This is a genomic window from Kosakonia sp. S42, assembly GCF_016624785.1.
Lineage (GTDB): Bacteria > Pseudomonadota > Gammaproteobacteria > Enterobacterales > Enterobacteriaceae > Kosakonia > Kosakonia cowanii.
In genome coordinates this window covers 1-16,935 of sequence record NZ_JACVTW010000050.1, presented here as the reverse complement: position 1 = coordinate 16,935, position 16,935 = coordinate 1, and the positions used below count along the sequence as shown (strand labels likewise).

The 16,935-nt window shown below is 53.6% G+C and carries 14 protein-coding genes and 9 pseudogenes; 12 read left to right on the top strand and 11 right to left on the bottom strand.

All coding sequences use genetic code 11. The features are described 5' to 3' along the window. Positions 1-171 precede the first annotated feature (171 nt). From IAE50_RS24600 to IAE50_RS24590, 3 genes and pseudogenes are all read left to right on the top strand, one after another. Positions 172-405 carry a transposase gene (locus IAE50_RS24600; RefSeq protein WP_200581574.1) on the top strand — a complete coding sequence of 78 codons (234 nt, stop codon included), beginning with the start codon at positions 172-174 and terminating at the stop codon, positions 403-405. 178 nt (positions 406-583) lie between these two features. Then, positions 584-930, top strand: a pseudogene (tnpB, locus tag IAE50_RS24595) (IS66 family insertion sequence element accessory protein TnpB). A gap of 20 nt (positions 931-950) precedes the next feature. Beyond that, the gene (locus IAE50_RS24590) at positions 951-2,564 is read left to right on the top strand and encodes an IS66 family transposase (RefSeq protein ID WP_200581573.1); all 1,614 of its coding nucleotides are present in this window, start codon (positions 951-953) and stop codon (positions 2,562-2,564) included. A 68-nt stretch (positions 2,565-2,632) separates the two neighbouring features. Here IAE50_RS24590 and IAE50_RS24585 read toward each other — a convergent pair. Then, a pseudogene (locus IAE50_RS24585) lies at positions 2,633-3,108 on the bottom strand (DNA methyltransferase); the annotation flags it as partial. A gap of 86 nt (positions 3,109-3,194) precedes the next feature. On the opposite strand from IAE50_RS24585, the gene IAE50_RS24580 reads away from it, so the two are divergent. Beyond that, positions 3,195-3,530, top strand: a complete 336-nt coding sequence (locus tag IAE50_RS24580; protein WP_200581572.1) for a winged helix-turn-helix transcriptional regulator — start codon at positions 3,195-3,197, stop codon at positions 3,528-3,530. Beyond that, entirely contained in the window at positions 3,466-3,690 is a 225-nt protein-coding gene (locus IAE50_RS24575) for a transposase (RefSeq protein ID WP_234467329.1), read from the top strand. Before IAE50_RS24580 ends, IAE50_RS24575 begins: the two co-directional genes overlap by 65 nt. A gap of 257 nt (positions 3,691-3,947) precedes the next feature. Here the strand turns inward: IAE50_RS24575 and tnpB (IAE50_RS24570) are convergent. The 4 genes and pseudogenes from tnpB (IAE50_RS24570) to mazE form a co-directional block, all read right to left on the bottom strand. Further along, a pseudogene (gene tnpB / locus IAE50_RS24570) lies at positions 3,948-4,238 on the bottom strand (IS66 family insertion sequence element accessory protein TnpB). Between the two features lie 130 nt (positions 4,239-4,368). Next, entirely contained in the window at positions 4,369-4,599 is a 231-nt protein-coding gene (locus IAE50_RS24565; protein WP_200581571.1) for a hypothetical protein, read from the bottom strand. A gap of 209 nt (positions 4,600-4,808) precedes the next feature. Continuing rightward, positions 4,809-5,144: an endoribonuclease MazF gene (gene mazF / locus IAE50_RS24560; RefSeq protein WP_200581570.1), complete on the bottom strand. Its 336-nt coding sequence runs from the start codon at positions 5,142-5,144 to the stop codon at positions 4,809-4,811. Continuing rightward, entirely contained in the window at positions 5,145-5,393 is a 249-nt protein-coding gene (gene mazE, locus IAE50_RS24555) for a type II toxin-antitoxin system antitoxin MazE (protein ID WP_200581569.1), read from the bottom strand. It abuts the gene before it with no gap. 464 nt (positions 5,394-5,857) lie between these two features. Here mazE and IAE50_RS24550 point away from each other — a divergent pair. From IAE50_RS24550 to IAE50_RS24535, 4 genes and pseudogenes are all read left to right on the top strand, one after another. Continuing rightward, positions 5,858-6,908 (top strand): annotated as a pseudogene (locus IAE50_RS24550) (IS110 family transposase). 272 nt (positions 6,909-7,180) lie between these two features. Then, positions 7,181-7,627: a group II intron maturase-specific domain-containing protein gene (locus IAE50_RS26855; protein WP_375288099.1), complete on the top strand. Its 447-nt coding sequence runs from the start codon at positions 7,181-7,183 to the stop codon at positions 7,625-7,627. A 15-nt stretch (positions 7,628-7,642) separates the two neighbouring features. Continuing rightward, the gene (locus IAE50_RS26850) at positions 7,643-7,804 is read left to right on the top strand and encodes an HNH endonuclease signature motif containing protein (protein ID WP_200581575.1); all 162 of its coding nucleotides are present in this window, start codon (positions 7,643-7,645) and stop codon (positions 7,802-7,804) included. A gap of 93 nt (positions 7,805-7,897) precedes the next feature. Then, positions 7,898-8,029: pseudogene (locus IAE50_RS24535) on the top strand (transposase); the annotation flags it as partial. Between the two features lie 100 nt (positions 8,030-8,129). Here IAE50_RS24535 and istB read toward each other — a convergent pair. Both istB and istA read right to left on the bottom strand, forming a co-directional pair. After that, positions 8,130-8,885 (bottom strand): IS21-like element helper ATPase IstB, encoded by a 756-nt coding sequence (gene istB / locus IAE50_RS24530; RefSeq protein ID WP_200581567.1) that lies wholly within the window; start codon positions 8,883-8,885, stop codon positions 8,130-8,132. A gap of 20 nt (positions 8,886-8,905) precedes the next feature. Beyond that, positions 8,906-10,416: pseudogene (gene istA / locus IAE50_RS24525) on the bottom strand (IS21 family transposase). Positions 10,417-10,656: 240 nt separating this feature from the next. On the opposite strand from istA, the pseudogene IAE50_RS24520 reads away from it, so the two are divergent. After that, positions 10,657-11,452: pseudogene (locus IAE50_RS24520) on the top strand (IS66 family transposase); the annotation flags it as partial. Positions 11,453-11,512: 60 nt separating this feature from the next. After that, positions 11,513-11,915 (top strand): annotated as a pseudogene (locus IAE50_RS24515) (transposase); the annotation flags it as partial. Between the two features lie 34 nt (positions 11,916-11,949). On the opposite strand, the gene IAE50_RS24510 reads toward IAE50_RS24515, so the two are convergent. The 3 genes from IAE50_RS24510 to IAE50_RS24500 form a co-directional block, all read right to left on the bottom strand. Further along, complete coding sequence (locus tag IAE50_RS24510) at positions 11,950-12,195, bottom strand: hypothetical protein (protein WP_200581578.1); 246 nt, start codon at positions 12,193-12,195, stop codon at positions 11,950-11,952. Positions 12,196-12,371: 176 nt separating this feature from the next. Next, positions 12,372-13,937 carry a methyl-accepting chemotaxis protein gene (locus IAE50_RS24505; protein ID WP_200581566.1) on the bottom strand — a complete coding sequence of 522 codons (1,566 nt, stop codon included), beginning with the start codon at positions 13,935-13,937 and terminating at the stop codon, positions 12,372-12,374. Positions 13,938-14,605: 668 nt separating this feature from the next. Beyond that, a complete protein-coding gene (locus IAE50_RS24500) occupies positions 14,606-14,890 on the bottom strand; it encodes a hypothetical protein (protein ID WP_200581577.1) in 285 nt (94 codons plus the stop codon). Positions 14,891-15,234: 344 nt separating this feature from the next. Here IAE50_RS24500 and IAE50_RS26550 point away from each other — a divergent pair. Beyond that, positions 15,235-15,947 (top strand): annotated as a pseudogene (locus IAE50_RS26550) (IS6 family transposase). A 787-nt stretch (positions 15,948-16,734) separates the two neighbouring features. Here IAE50_RS26550 and IAE50_RS26265 read toward each other — a convergent pair. Then, the coding region (locus IAE50_RS26265; RefSeq protein WP_234467327.1) for a hypothetical protein at positions 16,735-16,935 on the bottom strand (201 nt) is incomplete at its 5' end.

Here is a 16,935-nt window from a genome sequence, read left to right as displayed (position 1 = left end):
AAAATTGCGCCGATTGCGAGTCGGGGGGATTTCGATTGCGAGCCACTACAGTTACCCAATATCCCCAACATAATCTCTTCCACCGTAAGCGCTCCGGCAACGACGTCTGTCGACGCCCCTTTGATCCAGCGATGATAGAGTCCACTTAATTTTGAATGGACTCTATCACAAATGACAGAACCGACAGCCCCACGCCAGCTGGCTACCTACTCCATGCCGTTCAAACTCGACCTGGTTCAGCGATCACTGCAACCCGGTGCCTGCGTGGCACTGCTTGCCCGCCAGAACGGGATTAATGACAACCTGCTGTTCACCTGGCGTCAACGTTATCGTCATCTGGTTGATGAGCCATCTGATACCTGCCCTGCACCACCATTATCCGTGGCGATATCGTTCCTGTTGTGACCACCGAATACTCACGCCCCCCGCTGCCCGCTCTCCCGGCAGCATCAGCGCAAAGCCTGCCGCCGGATGCCGGGCAATGCTGTGAGGTCAGTATCGGCCGTGCACGCCTGAAGCTGTCCGGCAACCTCACCCCGGCCATGCTGTCGGCTCTGGTTCGTGAACTGAAGAGAGGTGGCTGATGATATCTCTTCCCACGGGGTCCCGCATCTGGCTGGTGACGGGCGTTACCGATATGAGAAACGGCTTCAACGGCCTGGCCTCCCGCGTGCAGAATGTTCTCAACGATGACCCGTTCAGCGGCCACCTGTTCATCTTCCGGGGGCGCCGTGGTGATATGATAAGCTACTGTGGTCCGATGAGGATGGTCTGTGCCTGTTCATCAAACGTCTTGAGCGTGGACACTTCGTCTGGCCCGCTGTCAGCGACGGGAAGATCCACCTGACCCCGGCGCAACTGGCTATGCTGCTGGAAGGCCTCAACTGGAAACACCCGCAGCGCTCACACCCGCCTGGCCTTCGGGTGTAATGTTGTTGTAATGTCAGGGGATGAAAAATGAACTCCCTGACGATATCGACCAGTTAAAAGCCATGCTGCGTAAACAGCGGACGATGCTGAACGACCAGCAGACCAGGTTGCGCCAGTATGCAGGCCAGATGGCGGGTTATGAGCAGGAAATCAACCGCCTGAAAGCACAGCTGGATACACTACGGCGAATGCTGTTCGGTCAGAGTTCGGAAAAGAGCCGTAATAAGCTGGAGAACAAAATCCGCCAGGCAGAGAAACGGTTGTCAGAGCTGGAAAGCCGACTGGAGGCGGCAAAACCCTGCCTGAATGGCAACGAGCCGGTACCGGATACACCAGCAGATACTGTTGCAGTGTCGCAAACGGCGCCAGAAAAATCCACCTGCCACACCACCCGAAAACCGCTGCCAGCCGACCTGCCACGGGAAACACAGACCTTACTGCCAGCGACCCGCGTCTGCCCGTCATGTGGTGGAGAGCTGAAGGTGATGGGCGAAACTATCTCTGAGCAACTGGAGATCATCAACACCGCCTTTAAAATCATCGAAACGGTCCGACCGAAGCTGGCGTGCAGCCGGTGCGACGTTATCGTGCAGGCACCGCTCCCGGCAAAGCCGGTAGAAGGCAGTCGTGTGGGCAGCAGCCTGCTGGCCCGCATCCTGGTCGGAAAATATGTGGAGCATACGCCGCTGTACCGGCAGTCTGAAATCTACGCCCGTCATGGACTGGCGCTGAGCCGTAACACGATGGCCCGCTGGGTCGCGATGATGGGCAACCGGCTTCGTCCGCTGCATGAGGCGCTCAACCAGTACGTTCTGCAGGCTGGCAAGGTGCACACGGATGACACGCCGGTCAGGGTACTGGAGCCGGGAAACGGTAAAACGCGAACCGGGCGACTGTGGGTCTATGTCAGGAATGACCGCAACGCGGGGCTGTCAGAACCGCCGGCCGTCTGGTTCTCGTACTCAGCGGACAGGAAGGGGGAGCACCCTCAGCGGCACCTTGCCGGATATCGCGGTGTGCTCCAGGCCGATGCTTATGGTGGATATGATGCGTTATATGAATCCGGTCGCATTACAGAGGCGGCCTGCATGGCCCATGCCAGAAGGAAAATCCACGACGAACATGTGCGGCGGCCGACAGCGCTGACGGATGAGACACTGAAACGCATAGCGGCGTTATACGGCACCGAAGCTGAAATCCGTGGCAGCCCGGCAGAAGAACGGCTGGCAGTCAGAAAAGAACGCAGCATCCCGCAGATGGAGTCGCTGCACGACTGGATACAGACGCAGATGAAGACGCAGTCGATCCACGCGGAAATGGCGAAGGCGTTCGGGTACATGCTGAAACAGTGGCATGCCCTGAATGAGTTCTGCCGTAACGGTTGGGTGGAAATCGACAATAACATCGGAGAAAACGCGCTGCGCTCAGTGGCTGTGGGGCGAAAAAATTATCTCTTCTTCGGTTCAGACAACGGCGGTGAAGCAGCGGCGGTCATCTACAGTCTGCTGGGTACCTGCAGGCTGAACGGTGTGGAGCCGGAGAGCTGGTTGCGTGAAGTGATCGGCAAAACCAACGACTGGCCCTCAAACCGGGTACATGAACTGCTGCCCTGGAACCTCTCTTCTGTAAAATAATCCTTACGGCACGTCCATCATGGGGCGCTTACCTTCCACCACATAAGATCCGTTATGTTGAGCTCAACATAAGGATCGAGCACAATCGCACCGGGATGTGTGAAGGACTCAATCAGCGGTTTCAGGCTGGTTACGGGTTTTTCGGTCGGGTGGTGCCGGTTGCCGCTATATTTCCAGCCCAGCACGTCCGGCAGCGGGTTTTGTGGCAGACGTGGACGACCTTTTGCCAGCAGGTAGGTACACTCATAGCGGTAGCCAACCCAGTCGGACTTAGATGTGTAGGTTTTGGTAAATACCAGGTGACCGACAACGCTGAATCCCGCATTTTTCCAAGCGGCCATAAAGCGATCGACGCGGTTCCAGCCGTAGACACTCACCATCAGCGCGTCTTTTTTCAGCACGCGTACATCTCATGGCAGGCAGGTTGCAGCCATTCATCGGTTTTATTGCCGGCGATGGTACGCCCCTGACGGTCACGAAAACCAACGATATATGGCGGGTCGGTCAGAATGAAATCGACGGCATTATCCGGAAAGCCGGACATGATATGGGTAAGCGTTACATACAGACCGTCTTTTATTTTTGCCCGCGTTTCCTACCGTGGACACTTTCGCGAACATGGACACTACTGTGGACAAAAATACGCCCTACGCCAGGAGACCCTGGATCACTACTGCACTCAGCCTGCGGTTTAACGACGCCCTGACTTACCGTGAAATCGCTGAGCAACTGAACATCAGCACCTCCGCCACGCATAAAATGTTCAAGCGATTTCGCCGCACGGGGATTAACTGGCCGCTGCCGGAGGAATACACGCCTGAGCGCCTGGAGGAGCTTTACGCCTTTAATCTTGAATGTCAAAAAACGCCGTCCGGACTGGCCTCTGGAGTTCAAAATCCGCATGGCGGAGCTAAGCCTGCAGCCGGGTGCCTGTGTGGCAGAACTGGCGCGGGAACATGGCGTTAACGATAATCTGGTATTTAACTGTCGTAATCCGCATCGTCAGGGACTGCTAGATCCTGCCAGCAGGGCCACTCTCATCCCGGTTACTGTGGAGCCTCTTTCGCCACCCAGGCACATGGAGCCGTATCATCAGACCAGCCACCGGTCATCAGTCGCAAGCTGACACTACCGGGCGGCAGCCTGAGCCTGACCGGGCCACTGACGCCTGAACCGCTACGCGTACTGGTCAGCGAACTCAGGGAGGGTGGGCATGATTAACTTTCCGGCTGGCTCGCGCATATGGCTGATCGCCGGCGTGACGGACACCCGCTGTGAGAGCAGGCGATTATACTCCGCCATTTTGCGGAGGGTCGTTTGCTGCTCCTGCAGCAACGCCCTGAGCCGGGCGTTTTCATCAGGGTATGATGATTTCAGAGCAGGTTATATGCCTATTCCAGGTCGTTCCGTCCGCTGTGAATGTTTCCAGTTAATGCCTTCCAGCAACATGGACAGCTGCGCCGGCGTCAGATGGACTTTGCCGTCACGGGTCACCGGCCACACGAGCGCCCACGCTCCAGACGTTTGATTAACAGGCACGGCCGTCCCGGTCCGCCCACAGCACCTTTATCATGTCACCGCGAGGCCCCCGGAAGATAAACAAATGCCCGCTGAACGGGTCATCCCGTAACGTGTTCTGCACCCTGGAGCAAGGCCATTGAAGCCGCTGCGCATGTCCGTCACGCCGGCAACCAGCCAGATGCGTGAGCCTGCGGGGAGTGCATCCTCCCTGCATTTCCCGGTATACGGATAGATGGCATTGAAACCGGTTCGGTACGTATGCTGGAAGAAATGCTCGAATGGTTCAGCTTAAAAAAATCAAGCCCTGGTTCATCAGGTCTTTAAGTTTGAAGAAAGCAGGCAGGCTTTTCATGCTCTTAAGCGGGGTAATCACATCGGGAAAATCTGTATTCATTTCTGAACACTCGTAAACTTGCAGCCGTCTCGTTAATTTCGCCCCTCCCTGGGGTTCTACGCCGGAACCCCAGACTTTTCCGTTATGTCGGATAAGCACATGACTGTGCTTATCCGACATAACGGAATCTGGCCCTGCAGTACCCGCGGGGGACTGTCCGGTCTACCAGAAAGCGCCCGGGGAGAATGAGCGGGGGTGACGTGGCCGCGGCGCCCGCTTTGAGGAAAAGACTTCCCGACGGACAGTCCCGTAAGGCCGGGGAGAACCTGCTCCCGGCGGATTTATTTCGGCGGTTCCGGCTGCGGCACAGCAGAGTGCTTTTAACGCCGTTACAGGCCGATAATGATCCTGATTTTAGCCCGGACCTGCTGAAGCTCAGTGCCGGACACGGCCCCTTTTTTACTGGCCCCCCTCGCCTTCCACGCAATGCTTTTTACCTGGTCAGCCAGCGCCACGCTTTCCCGCTCTGATGCAATGGCGACTTCGAAGGGATAGCCTTTCGGCTTTGTGGTGCAGGGCACGCAGACGCACAGGCCGGTTTTATTGTTATAGGCAAACGGGCTCAGCACTACGGCAGGCCGGTGCCCGGCCTGCTCGCTCCCTTTGGTCGGGTCGAAATCAACCCAGATAATGTCTCCTGCATCAGGCACGAAGCGGCTCACCATTTACCAGATCTCCTTACCGACCGGCTCGCCCCACTCAACCGGCTCGTGCAGGTTTTCCGGCGTCACGCCCGCTAGGAGCCCGGCGAGGGTGTAACTGACCTCCTGCCTGACTGGTTCAATAATCAGCTTTCCCTCAACCAGCTCAATGCTTATTTCATCATCGATGTTCAGATTCAGGGCCTGCATTAATGCAGCCGGTATGCGCACTGCAGGTGAGTTACCCCAGCGCTTAACGTTTCCATGGATCATATCAGCTTACCTAGTAGCTACAATGTAGACACACCATAACATGATACACATTAGATATACAACTGCCTTATTAAAATTTTCAAACTCTGCTGTCAGGAAACAGCCAGCATCCGTGCAGATCAGGAAAAGGGCGAAATGGGACCTGCGAACAAAATCTTTTTACTGTGTTGAGTGTCAATTCTTACATGGTCGTGGCGGTCTGGGGATTTGAGGGACAATGGAGCGAGATCGTACGTTTGTCGAATAACTATATGATATATCAATATTATTGACAGTGGGAATGCGCCAGAAACGGTGTCTTTTTAATCGATAAATGGCATTTAATGGACATCGCTGTCCATTAATCGATTTTTCAGACGACCTTTCTCGCCTAACGAATAAAAGGGACTTCCCCTCGATCTGGTTACCCTAACCATCTTCCGTGACATCATAGGGAGTAACCATAATATTACAGGGGAATAATCATGGACGTTGTGACTGTTGGAATCGATCTCGCTAAAAATGTTTTCGCCGTTCATGGCGTTGATAAATACGGTAACGCTGTTCTTGTTAAACCAAAAGTATCCCGGACTACGCTGCCTGAACTCATTGCCAGCCTACAACCCTGCATTATTGGAATGGAAGCCTTTTCAAGTGCTCATTACTGGGCAGGACTTTTCAGGCAGAATGGTCACGACGTAAGATTGATGGCCCCGAAATTTGTTTCGCCATACCGGCTGGCAGGTAAAGCCGGTAAAAATGACGCTGCTGATGCGCTGGCCATTTGCGAAGCCGTCCGGCGGCCCCACATGCGTTTTGTGCCGATAAAGCATCAAAAGCAGCAGTCCATGCAATATCTGCACCGAACTCGCCAGGGTTTTATTGAGGAACGCACCGCTTCATATAACCGACTTCGTGGCCTGGTATCTGAATTTGGTCTGATTGCACCGCAGAGTACAAAGTAACTGCGGAAATTAGCCAGTTTGGGTTAGCCAGTGCATTGATGACCTACTCAGCCATATTGACAGTATTGAGCTAAAAATCGCTGAGTATGATCGTGTCCTGGCTAAAATAGCCGCCCGGGACAGTTGCAGCAAAAACATCATGAAACTCAGGGGAGTCGGTCCTACGACAACATTTGCGTTGAGCGCCAGTATTGGTAATGGACATGATTTTAAGAACGGTCGCCAGCTTGCAGTGTGGCTGGGTCTGACGCCATCACAGTACAGCAGTGGAGGAAAAGCCCGATTGGGGAAAATAACCAAAGCGGGTGACACTTATTTGCGCACTTTACTGGTGCAGGGCGCGCATTCTGTGATAATTGACGTGGAACACAAACAGGATCCTTTCAGCCGTTGGGTTTGTTAACTGATCAATCGCCGGGGTTACTGGCGGGCAGCCGTTGCTATTGCTGCAAAGAACGCCGGGCTTTGTTGGGCATTGTTGAACTATGGTGAGGATTTCAGGCTGTATTTATCGTCAGACAGTTATAAGTGTTATCTGAAGGTAATCATCTTTTCTGGCTGCAAGCGTTGATGTTAAAGGGCCAGCCCCCGTGAGGAATATTTGTAAAACTCACTGGATTTTAATGTCCGGCTAACGATTAAGAACCCCACGAGCGTCTTTCATCAGGGTCCGAATCAATAGCGATTCATCATGACCGTTTATAGTACCGCAGTCTACCCCTTTACTGTCAGTGGTAGTCAGACAGAAAAAAATTAAACCGGCATTGACTGTCCGAGGAAGCCTTATAGTGAGTTTTCGTTCCACTGAGCAGTGCGCTGTGACAAGCTGCACTTATCTTGCAGGTGATAGTCCTGCTCCGGAAGGCGCAGCCAGCGCCACCGGATAGCGAGTCCTGCGCTTTCCCGGGTAACCCAGTAATCAGAGGGTGGGCAAGCTATCACCGCAACATTGTAGCTAAAAGAGCCTTTGACTATGTTGATAATCAAATATGGCGAAAAATCTGGCAGTGGTGTAAACGGCGCCACCATAATAAAGGATCAGAATGGGTCTATCGAAAATATTTTAGATATTCCAGAACTGGTACATATCGGTGGTTATTCTGCGGAAAAGATCGGAGCGGCAAAATATGGGAACTCATGTTAAGCAGTTCGATCCCGATAAGCAGGCACATTAAAATCAGATCTGAAGCTAATTTTTATAATCCTCGTCGGGAAACCTATTTTGAGCGACGTCAGGACAATATTTGGGCGGAATCTCAGAAGGGTAAGAGAAGGATAGCAGCAATATGACGCAGGCAGAATCATATCCGCCCGGTATGTGGCCAGCGATTTACTAAAGAAACCGGATGGCATATTCACCACAAAGTGATGAAAATACTGGGTGGAGGAGACGAGCCTGACAATTTGATGCTGTTACATCCCAACTGCCATCGACAACTCCACAGTAACGAGGCCGGCTCTCCTTAAAGAGGGTTTATAAAGGCTTGAGGGTGTACCAGGAAACTGGTACGCACCGTTCTCAGGGGAGGATGGTTCAGTAATGAACTGTCCTTACCCGACACCCCGTTGTATCGCCAGTCAGAAATATACAACCGCCAGGGTGTGGAGCTGAGCCGTTCACTGCTGTCGGGCCGGGTGGACGCATGCTGCCGACTGCTGTCACCGTCGGAAGAGGCGCTTCAGCACTCTGTTGCGTATTCCGCTCTGAACGATCACGGATTGGCATCGAAGTTCGATCACAGTTTCGCATCTGTTCGATCACCCGGGATGCGCTAACTTTCTCTGCTGCTTTTTAACCTGGTTTTTTCTCGTTTTCCACTACCGCACTGCATTTCCTCATCGATTCGCCATGTAGCACTAACCGGTGGGCGTTATGCACCAGCCTGTCCAGGATCGCATCCGCTGTCGTCGGGTTCTCCATCAGACCATGCCACTTATCTACCGGGAACTGGCTCACCACTATCGTGCTGCTCTGACCGTAACGGTCCTCCACGATTTCAAGAAGATCATTGCACTGGGTCGTCGTCAGTGGCTCCAGACCCAGATCGTCAAGTATCAGCACCTGCACTTTCTGCAGTTGTTTAAGATGCTTCAGCCAGCTGCCGTCAACGCGACCCTGTGCCAGCAGTTCCAGAAGGCGGCCCGTGCGCCAGTACTGAACGCTGTGTTTTTGCCGACACGCCTGTTCGCCCAGTGCATTCGCTATCCAGCTTTTTCCACATCCCGTCGGACCCGTTATCAGCAGGTTTTTTTTGTGCGTAATGTAGTGACCGTTCAGCAGTTCACGCATCTGTTCTGCCCTCAACCCACGCGATACCGGGTAATGCAGCCCCTCCGGGGCCGCATGGTATTTCAGGTTCGCATTCTTCCTCAGCCGCGCCACGCGGCCGTTTTCTCTGTTCAGCAGTTCATCATCGACCAGCAGGGTCAGACGCTCTTCGAACGACAGCTCGTCGTACGTCTGCGGGGTTTCACGATGCCGTATCAGGCTGGCGGCCATCGCCGGCAGCTTCAGCCGCGTCAGTTTGGTTAACAGATTATTGCTCATGTCTTTTATTCCTTTTTCTGTCAGTGGTAGTAGCCCGGACCGCGCACGTTCTCATGCGCCAGCGAGACCGCTGAGGGTGCATCATTTTCCCCTGCCAGGGGCAGAACCTGATCTTCGCGATGGTGGCGCAGCAGGTTGTCGATGAAGCGGCGGTCCGGGCTCTTGTAGTGCCAAGCAACGCCACAGGCTTTTTCCAGCCGTGCTCTCCCGTATTTTTTCTGCAGCGCGATGAGGCCCAGCACCGCACGGTAGGCCAGCTCCGGGTGCGCTTTCGCCTTCAGCATCGCTTCAACGACCCGGCCCGTTTCCATCAGGTGCTCAGGCGTCCAGGTCCCGTGCCCCCGGTGCTGAGCCGGCATGTGCAGCGGGTTAGTTGAGTGTTTATATTCATGCTGACTGCGCGGATGCTGCGCCACGCATAGTCCCTATGCCAGACCTGCACCACTGTCTGGCCCGCCTTCAGTGACAGGCGTTGTCCCGCCAGCTCGTGCGGTACGGAGTACCAGTGGCGCGCATATTCAACGTGGTAGTCAGGGCCCACCTTCACCGCTTTGTATTCGGTGTATTCGTAAGGTGACAACGGCAGCGCTGAGAGTGCGGGTGCATCCAGTTCGCGGAAGCGTTCTGAGCGGGACTGATTGCCGTAGCCTTTCATGGGCCGGTTGTTCATGTCCGTCAGCAGCTCATGCAGGCGGGTATTCAGCGCCCTCAGCGTATAGAAGGTCTCATGACGGATGCGCGCCAGCAGCCACCTTTCCACGATGAGCACGCTGTTTTCTGCTTTCGGTTTGTCTCTGGGTTTATACGGGCGGGCCGGGATGATGACGGTGCCGTAGTGCTCCGCCAGCGCCTGGTAGCTGTCATTGATAACCGGTTCGTAGCGGTCGGCTTTTTTCACCGCGCTTTTGAGGTTGTCGGGGATAAGCAGTTTTGGCACCCCGCCCAGGAAGGTCAGGCAGCGGCTGTTGGCATTGAGCCACGACATCATGTCCTGCCCATCACAGGCCTCAACGTAGGTATAGTTTGAGGCTCCCATCACGGCCACGAAGATGGCCACTCGCCGTATTTCACCGGTATCCGGGTTAACCACGGGCACCGTGGGACCGCAGAAGTCGATGAAGAGCTTTTCACCGGCGCGGTGCTCCTGCCGCATGGAGAGGTGACGTGATTTTTTCCACTCCCTGTAGCAGCGACAGAAGTGAGAGTACCCCATCGCCCGCTCACCGGCCTGAACCTTGTACTCCGTCCACAGCAGCTGACGCGTCACACCGGGTTTTCTCATTTCGGTATCGAACCAGAGCAGGTCCGGCATGACAAGCTCTGATGCTGGCTCACTTTTTGCCGGGAAGATGCGTTTTTCAAGGGCGTCATGGGATATCGATTCCGGCAGAGGCCACGGAAGCGCGGTGGTACGGAAGCGGGTGAGCACTTCAAAAACGGTAGAGGCGCTGATTTTGAGTGTGAGTGCGATACAGCGGTTAGTCAGCTTCTGCTCGAACTTAAGCTGAAGGATCTTAAAACAGGTTTCCATGGAACTCCTGGCTTTTCTCTTTCTGGACATCGTTGTCTCCACTGCTGGAATAAAAATCAGCAAGGGAGACCGTGTAAGAAAGCGTTAATTCCCGGAGTGATCGACAGGATGCCAATCAGTGATCGGAGGCATGCCAAACCGTGATCGACTACGATGCCAAATCGCGATCGGAGATGGATGCCAAATCATGATCGACAGTGATGCCAAACCGTGATCGATTCAGATGCCATTTTGCACTCTGTAGTGACCGACGGCAAACTCCATGCCGGTGATACCCCAGTGCAGGTGCTGCTGCCGGGTAACAAGAAGACGAAGACCGGGCGGTTGTGGACATACTTTCGTGATGACCGCAACGCTGGGTTCGCGTACAGTCCCGACAGAAAAGGCATCCACCCGCAGACGCATCTGTCCGGGTTCAGCGGTGTGCTGCAGGCAGATGCTTACGCCGGGTTCAACGAACTGTACCGCGATGGCCGGATAACGGAAGCCGCTTGTTGGGCTCACACCCGCCGTAAAATCCACGATGTGCACGTCCGTACGCCGTCGGCGATGACGGAGAAGCCCTGAAGCTTATCGGCGAGCTGTATACCGTTGAGGCGGAGATAAGGGGAATGCCGGCGGAGCAGCGCCTTGCAGAACGTGAGCGGAAAACGAAACCGCTGCTGAAATCCCTGGAGAGCTGGCTGCGTGAAAAGATGAAAACGCTGTCGCGACACCCGGAGCTGGCGAAGGCCTTCACGTACGCTCTGAACCAGTGGCCGGCACTGGCGTATAATGCGGAGAACGGCTGGGCCGAAGCAGATAACAACATCGCTGAAAATGCCCTATGGATGGTCAGCCTGGGTCGTAAAACTGGTTGTTCTTCGGCTCAGACCACGGAGGTGAACGTGGAGCGTTGCTGTACAGTCTGATCGGGACATGCAAACTGAACGGCGTGGATCCAGAACACTACCTTCGCCATGTCCTCGACGTCATAGCTGACTGGCCGGTCAGTCGGGTGAGTGAACTGCTCCCCTGGCGCGTAGCACTCAACTGAATAACCCGTCCCCGTCAATACGGTTCTCGCTGGACGCTTACCCGTCAGCTGCGGCAGCACTTTCTTGAACAGACACGGCTGCTGACCAGCGTGAAGGGCGTGGCGGACATTACCGCCGCCACCCTGCTGGCCGAACTGCCGGAGCTCGGCACCCTGACCCGCCGGGAAATCAGCGCACTGGTCGGCGTGGCGCCCGTTAACCGGGACTCAGGGAAAATGCGCGGACGGCGAACGATTTTCGGCGGAAGGGCCGGCGTGCGGGGCACACTCTATATGGCGGTAATATCAGTTTAATCCGGCAATCAGGGCCTTTTATGTCAGGTTAGTCGAAGCCGGTAAGGTGAAAAAGGTGGCGCTGGTTGCCTGCATGCGCGAGATCCTGACCATCCTGAACGCCATGGTCAAGCGGGACTTACTGGGAGGATCATTCGGCACCATCCTGATTATTTTGGCTCATTCATAAAATAAAACTCAGATTAACGCTGAAGATAACGTGATCAAGGCCGTTCTGATGACACCCTGAAGAAATTCTGCAGGGCCATCAGCGCCCTCCCGGTCATGGCTATTTCCGATACCATATGATTCAGCCACGTCAGAAAGGCGGCATCGGCCGTGAAGGGGGCGAATGAATTGAACGCCAGCTTCAGGTGCGTCAGATTATTGGTCCAGATATCCTGCGACCGGTATTCGCCCTCGCTCAGCTGCGTGAGGAGCTCGTCCGTCTGCGCCTTGATTTCAATCAAGCGCTTATATTTTCATGCGCGCTCATTTTAACTTTATGATGATTAATAATTATTACATATACTGCAAAAGCAGCTGGTCGCTCAGGAAAACTGACACATCCATATTCTCATATCGTGACCGGAAGAACGGCAGCCGTGAATCCGCGTTCAACACAGCCGCCATCTATCAGCGCGAATTATACCCGAAAGGTTTCAACCATGCCGCGCAGCGCGTGCGCCTGCGCCGACAGTGACTGTGAAGCAGATGAAGATTCTTCAACCAGCGCGGCGTTGTTCTGCGTTACCCCGTCCATCTGGCTTACGGCAATGCTGATCTGAGAAATACCCTGCATCTGCTCAGATGAGGCCAGCGATATGTTGTCCATCGCCTCCGCCAGTTCGCCCACCATGCTGACAATCTTCAGAATGCTGTGGCCCGTATCTGTTGCTACCTCCACGCCACTTTCCACCTGTTTAACTGCCTGTTCAATCAGCAGCTTGATGTCCCGCGCGGCCGTGGCGCTGCGCTGCGCGAGCGTCCTAACCTCCCCGGCCACCACAGCAAAGCCTCGCCCTTCCTCCCCAGCACGCGCAGCCTCCACCGCCGCGTTCAGAGCGAGAATATTAGTCTGAAAAGCGATGCTTTCAATTATGGATGTAATATCACGCACCTTCGCAGCGCTCACGGATATAGCGTTCATGGTCTCTGACATACGCTGCACCTCGGTCTCACCTGAACGGGCAAGGGAAGCTGCTTCTCGGGCTGACTCTGCAGTTTGTAGCGCCCCCGCCGTGTTGCTTTTCACCGTGGCGGTGAGCTGCTCCATGCTGGCGGCTGTTTCCTGTAGGGCGGCAGCCTGCTGTTCGGTGCGAGAGGAAAGCTCAGTATTTCCCTGCGAAATCTCGTCCGCCGACAGTGTTACGGAGGCAGCAGAATCTTTAATCTGAGATACAAGCTCGCGCAGTTTAGACTGCATGCTATCCAGCGAGGCCAGCAGGCTGGTCGTGTCCCCACGGCGCAACGTTACCTCCGTGGTCAGATTGCCTGCTGCTATAGTGGCAGCTAGAACCTGTGCCCGTGCTGGTTCACCGCCGAGCTGTATCCGCAGACTGTGTACAATTAGCCACCCCAGAACAGCGCTGAGTGCAAACGCCAGCACGGCACAGGAAAAGATAACGAATCTGGAGGTGCGAAAATCTTCTCTTGCTGTAGTAGCAAGACGTTCATTTTCACCCTGCTCGTATGTCACAATATCGGTAGCACGGTAAAGAACAGGAATAAGCTTTGGCCGGACCTCCGTTTTCATCAGAACTTTTGCCGCTTCAGTCTGTCCTGCCGCCGCAAGGTTACTCACCCTGTTCAGTCCGCCAGAAAGCACGCCCTGACTGGACAAAATATCCTGATAAAATTTTTCTTCCTGCGGCGTACGTTCAGCAGCCGCAAAAAGTTGAATCAATTTTGCCTGAGCCCTGCTGAAATTTTCCAGATGCTTTGCAAGATTCACCTTTTCTTTAGCCAGCAATTCCGGGTCACTCCAGATAAGCATATTACGGACCGTAACCGATGCATTATAAGAAGCGGCCTGCATTGCTGCGGCTGCTGTAATCTGTTCGTTATTATTACTGGTTACGTCGTCAAGCACGTCATTGGTTTTACCCAGCTCGTGTATTCCCACCAGGGCAATGAAAACAAGAAATCCCAGCGCAACAGCGAAGCCTGCGGTCATACGGGCCGGGATGGAAAAGCGCAGCAAAAAACTCATCAGGTAATCCTCCGTGCGGGTTTATTCCCGCACGACAGTTATCGGTCTCTGGCAGAAGGATCTTGAGTGAATTTTTCTGTGCTTCCCTCGCATCCGCACACCGATCCCGGTGTGATAATTGCGTTCTGCCTTTAGCGTACAAGAATCAGGTATTTACCACTCTGTGCCTCAACCGAGCAATTATCATTAGACGGCATGCAAACACAGTTGCTTGCGCGACCCGATAACCCCTTTATCGAAAATCATCGGGCTGGGTTCAGCATCAAAGCCATGTGCCGGGTACTGTGCACGCCCAGCAATGATGGTCTGTCGGTGCTGCGTTCTGCGGATAAAAGAGGGTAAAGCTTACGTGGAGGGTGTGCTGCAGGAGACGTGGAAATCGGCTAATGACTGGTTTTCGAAATAACGGCTGTGTAGAATGCGCCGGTGGTCACCCGGGCATGAACAACCTGTGGCCACAGGCTCACTCACTGGATCCTGCATATGTTCAGAGGGTGAGCCACCCCCTGATAAAATCCCACCTGTCGCAAGCCACTCTCTCAGGGTAATCTGAAACAATGGCTGGCTTGACTCAGACAAGCCGACACCAGTTGGCACAACGGAAGCTGTATGCAGGGATGCTCCCTTATGGTTTTACGGAAAATTTATATTAACGTCTGGAATTAATATCACTGATTCTGCTTTAAGGCCACCCTGAAAAAGTTCTGCAGGGCCATCAGCGCTCTGCCGGTCATGGCTATTTCCGAGACCATTACGGGATCGTGATGATTCAGCCATGCCAGAAAGTCGGGGTCGTCAGTCATAAAAGGGCTAAATAAATCAAAAGTCACCCGCAGGTGCGCCAGATTGTTAGCCCAGGTATCCAGCGTCCGGTATTCGCTCTCACTCAGTTGAATAAGCAACTCATCCGTCTGCGCCTTGATTTCAGTAACGCGCCGGTACTTTTCATGCATACAGGATTTTATCCTTTTTGTAATTGGCTGTTTTAAAAACCCAGTATAAATCAGTATGCAGAAAAGCGGGACTGACACGGGAAAATCTTACCTGGCAGCGGAATAGCGGCGGCTGTGAATCGGGGTTCGGCACTGTCCCGCCCACAAAAAACAGTAAAGCGATTCCGGTGCCTGCCAATAATCTGGAAGTGTTCCGTAAACCAGGAGTTTCTCCGGATGACAGATTCAGTCAGCATCAGTGATTCAGTTACATCAGGCAGTATAGGGGTTCGAGAGGCAACCGTGCGGAAAACGGCACTGTTGCAAAAATCGACAGGCTAATACGTCATCTGACAAAAGTACAGATTACGAACCCGTTCAGAAACCGGCATTTTCAGCGTGACATCATTCTGTGGGCAGTAAGCGGGTACTGCAAATCCGGCATCAGTTACCTTGAGCGGCAGGAGATGCTGGCCGAACTCGGCGTGAATGTCGATCACACCACGATTTACCGCCAGGTTCAGCACGATGCGCCTGAAATGGAAAAACGACTGCGTTGATACAGGCGTAATCCCTCAGATCTCAATCCGTGGCACATTGACGAAACGTACGTGAAGGTAAATGGCCGCCGGGCTTATCTGTCCCGGGCCGTTGACAGCAGGGGGCCGCACCTTCGATTTTTATCTTTCCCCGCGTCGTAACAGCCAGGCCGCGTACCGGCTCCCGGGTAAAATCTTCAGTAACATGAAGAGTGGATGGTCCCGCGATTTATCAACACAGATAAAGAGCCCACCCGACTTATATGTCCGTGCGCTTGCGCTGCTCAAACGCGAAGGTTGGTGTCCGCAACGCTGAACACCGGCAGATTAAGTACCGGAATAACGACACTGAATGCGATCACGCCAGTCTGAAAAAGATAACCGGTGCCACGCCGGGATTTGAATCGATGAAGACGGCTTACGCCACAATCAAAGGCATTAAGATGATGCGCGCCCTGCGCAAAGGCCAGACGGAGTTATTCTACTTCGTCCATCCTCTGGGTGAAATACGTCTGGTAGCCAGCGTGTTTGAAATGTAAGGTCTTTCAGATGTTAGCAACAATCTAAACCTGATTTAGTACTCGCAAAACAGAGGTAGTCCATAGATGTAAACGTGGCGTCGGAGATGCCCAGCTTGCGGCAGACGTCCGGCGCGGACATCCACAGTTCAGTCTGCTTTTGGGCAAAGACAATCTGCTCTTAGGTGAATCGTGACTTTTCATCGGCACAACCTCCGTTCGAGGAGTGTGTATCATGCCGGAATTCTGTTTCTGGATGGAGCAGGATTTCGGGGCAGGATCAATAGCTTTCTGCATCAGGCGTCGTTCGGTACGGGGTATGGGTGCTATGATCGGCATTGCTCAGTCCGGTTGGTGGTTTGTTTCTTTTGGGCGATTGATCAGATCGCACAATCCGGGCTGAGTTCCCTCAAAGTGATCTACTATTCCACGCAGCTATTTAGGAGACCCCCATCGACTACAAAATCACTTTTGCTGATAATTAAAGTAGAGATTGCAATTAATGTGATCTTGCAGAATTTAAATCATCTGGATTTACACCCAACAAAATTCTAAATTTTTATTATCAGAATTGTTTGTAGGCCCGACCACCGAGTCGGGTTTTTGCGGACTGAACATGAGTATTTTCTCCGCCATGCGGTGTGCGCGTCGCTTTGACGCAGGCGGCTGCATCGACTGGATGTTTTGAGAGCCACTACAGCACTTCCCAGCAAACGAAGTGCATCATCATAAATGGATTCGTCATCTTCTCTCATACATACTCCCTTCACTGATGAGTGCAGACTTCATGATTGTACCACGCCTGGATTTACAAATGAGATGGTTTAAAATAAACACAGAGGTGTAGGATAATTGCACCAGAGGTAGTTTTACGCACTGTGATTTTATTAGTGTAGCCCGCCAGTACAGAGGTTAATGAGATGGTCCCCACCATCCTGTGAGCGGTACGCTGACAGGATGTTTCTTTATGGAGAAGACCATCATGCAAAACGTCACGCTTATTGGTATC

What these genes read in the sequence shown, in the direction of transcription:
- IAE50_RS24600 (WP_200581574.1), top strand. Translation starts at nt 172, where the DNA reads ATGACAGAACCGACAGCCCCACGCCAGCTGGCTACCTACTCCATGCCG.
- IAE50_RS24590 (WP_200581573.1), top strand. Translation starts at nt 951, where the DNA reads ATGAAAAATGAACTCCCTGACGATATCGACCAGTTAAAAGCCATGCTG.
- IAE50_RS24575 (WP_234467329.1), top strand. Translation starts at nt 3,466, where the DNA reads ATGGCGGAGCTAAGCCTGCAGCCGGGTGCCTGTGTGGCAGAACTGGCG.
- IAE50_RS24565 (WP_200581571.1), bottom strand. Translation starts at nt 4,599, where the DNA reads ATGTCGGATAAGCACAGTCATGTGCTTATCCGACATAACGGAAAAGTC.
- mazF (WP_200581570.1), bottom strand. Translation starts at nt 5,144, where the DNA reads ATGGTGAGCCGCTTCGTGCCTGATGCAGGAGACATTATCTGGGTTGAT.
- mazE (WP_200581569.1), bottom strand. Translation starts at nt 5,393, where the DNA reads ATGATCCATGGAAACGTTAAGCGCTGGGGTAACTCACCTGCAGTGCGC.
- istB (WP_200581567.1), bottom strand. Translation starts at nt 8,885, where the DNA reads ATGAGCAATAATCTGTTAACCAAACTGACGCGGCTGAAGCTGCCGGCG.
- IAE50_RS24505 (WP_200581566.1), bottom strand. Translation starts at nt 13,937, where the DNA reads ATGAGTTTTTTGCTGCGCTTTTCCATCCCGGCCCGTATGACCGCAGGC.
- IAE50_RS24500 (WP_200581577.1), bottom strand. Translation starts at nt 14,890, where the DNA reads ATGCATGAAAAGTACCGGCGCGTTACTGAAATCAAGGCGCAGACGGAT.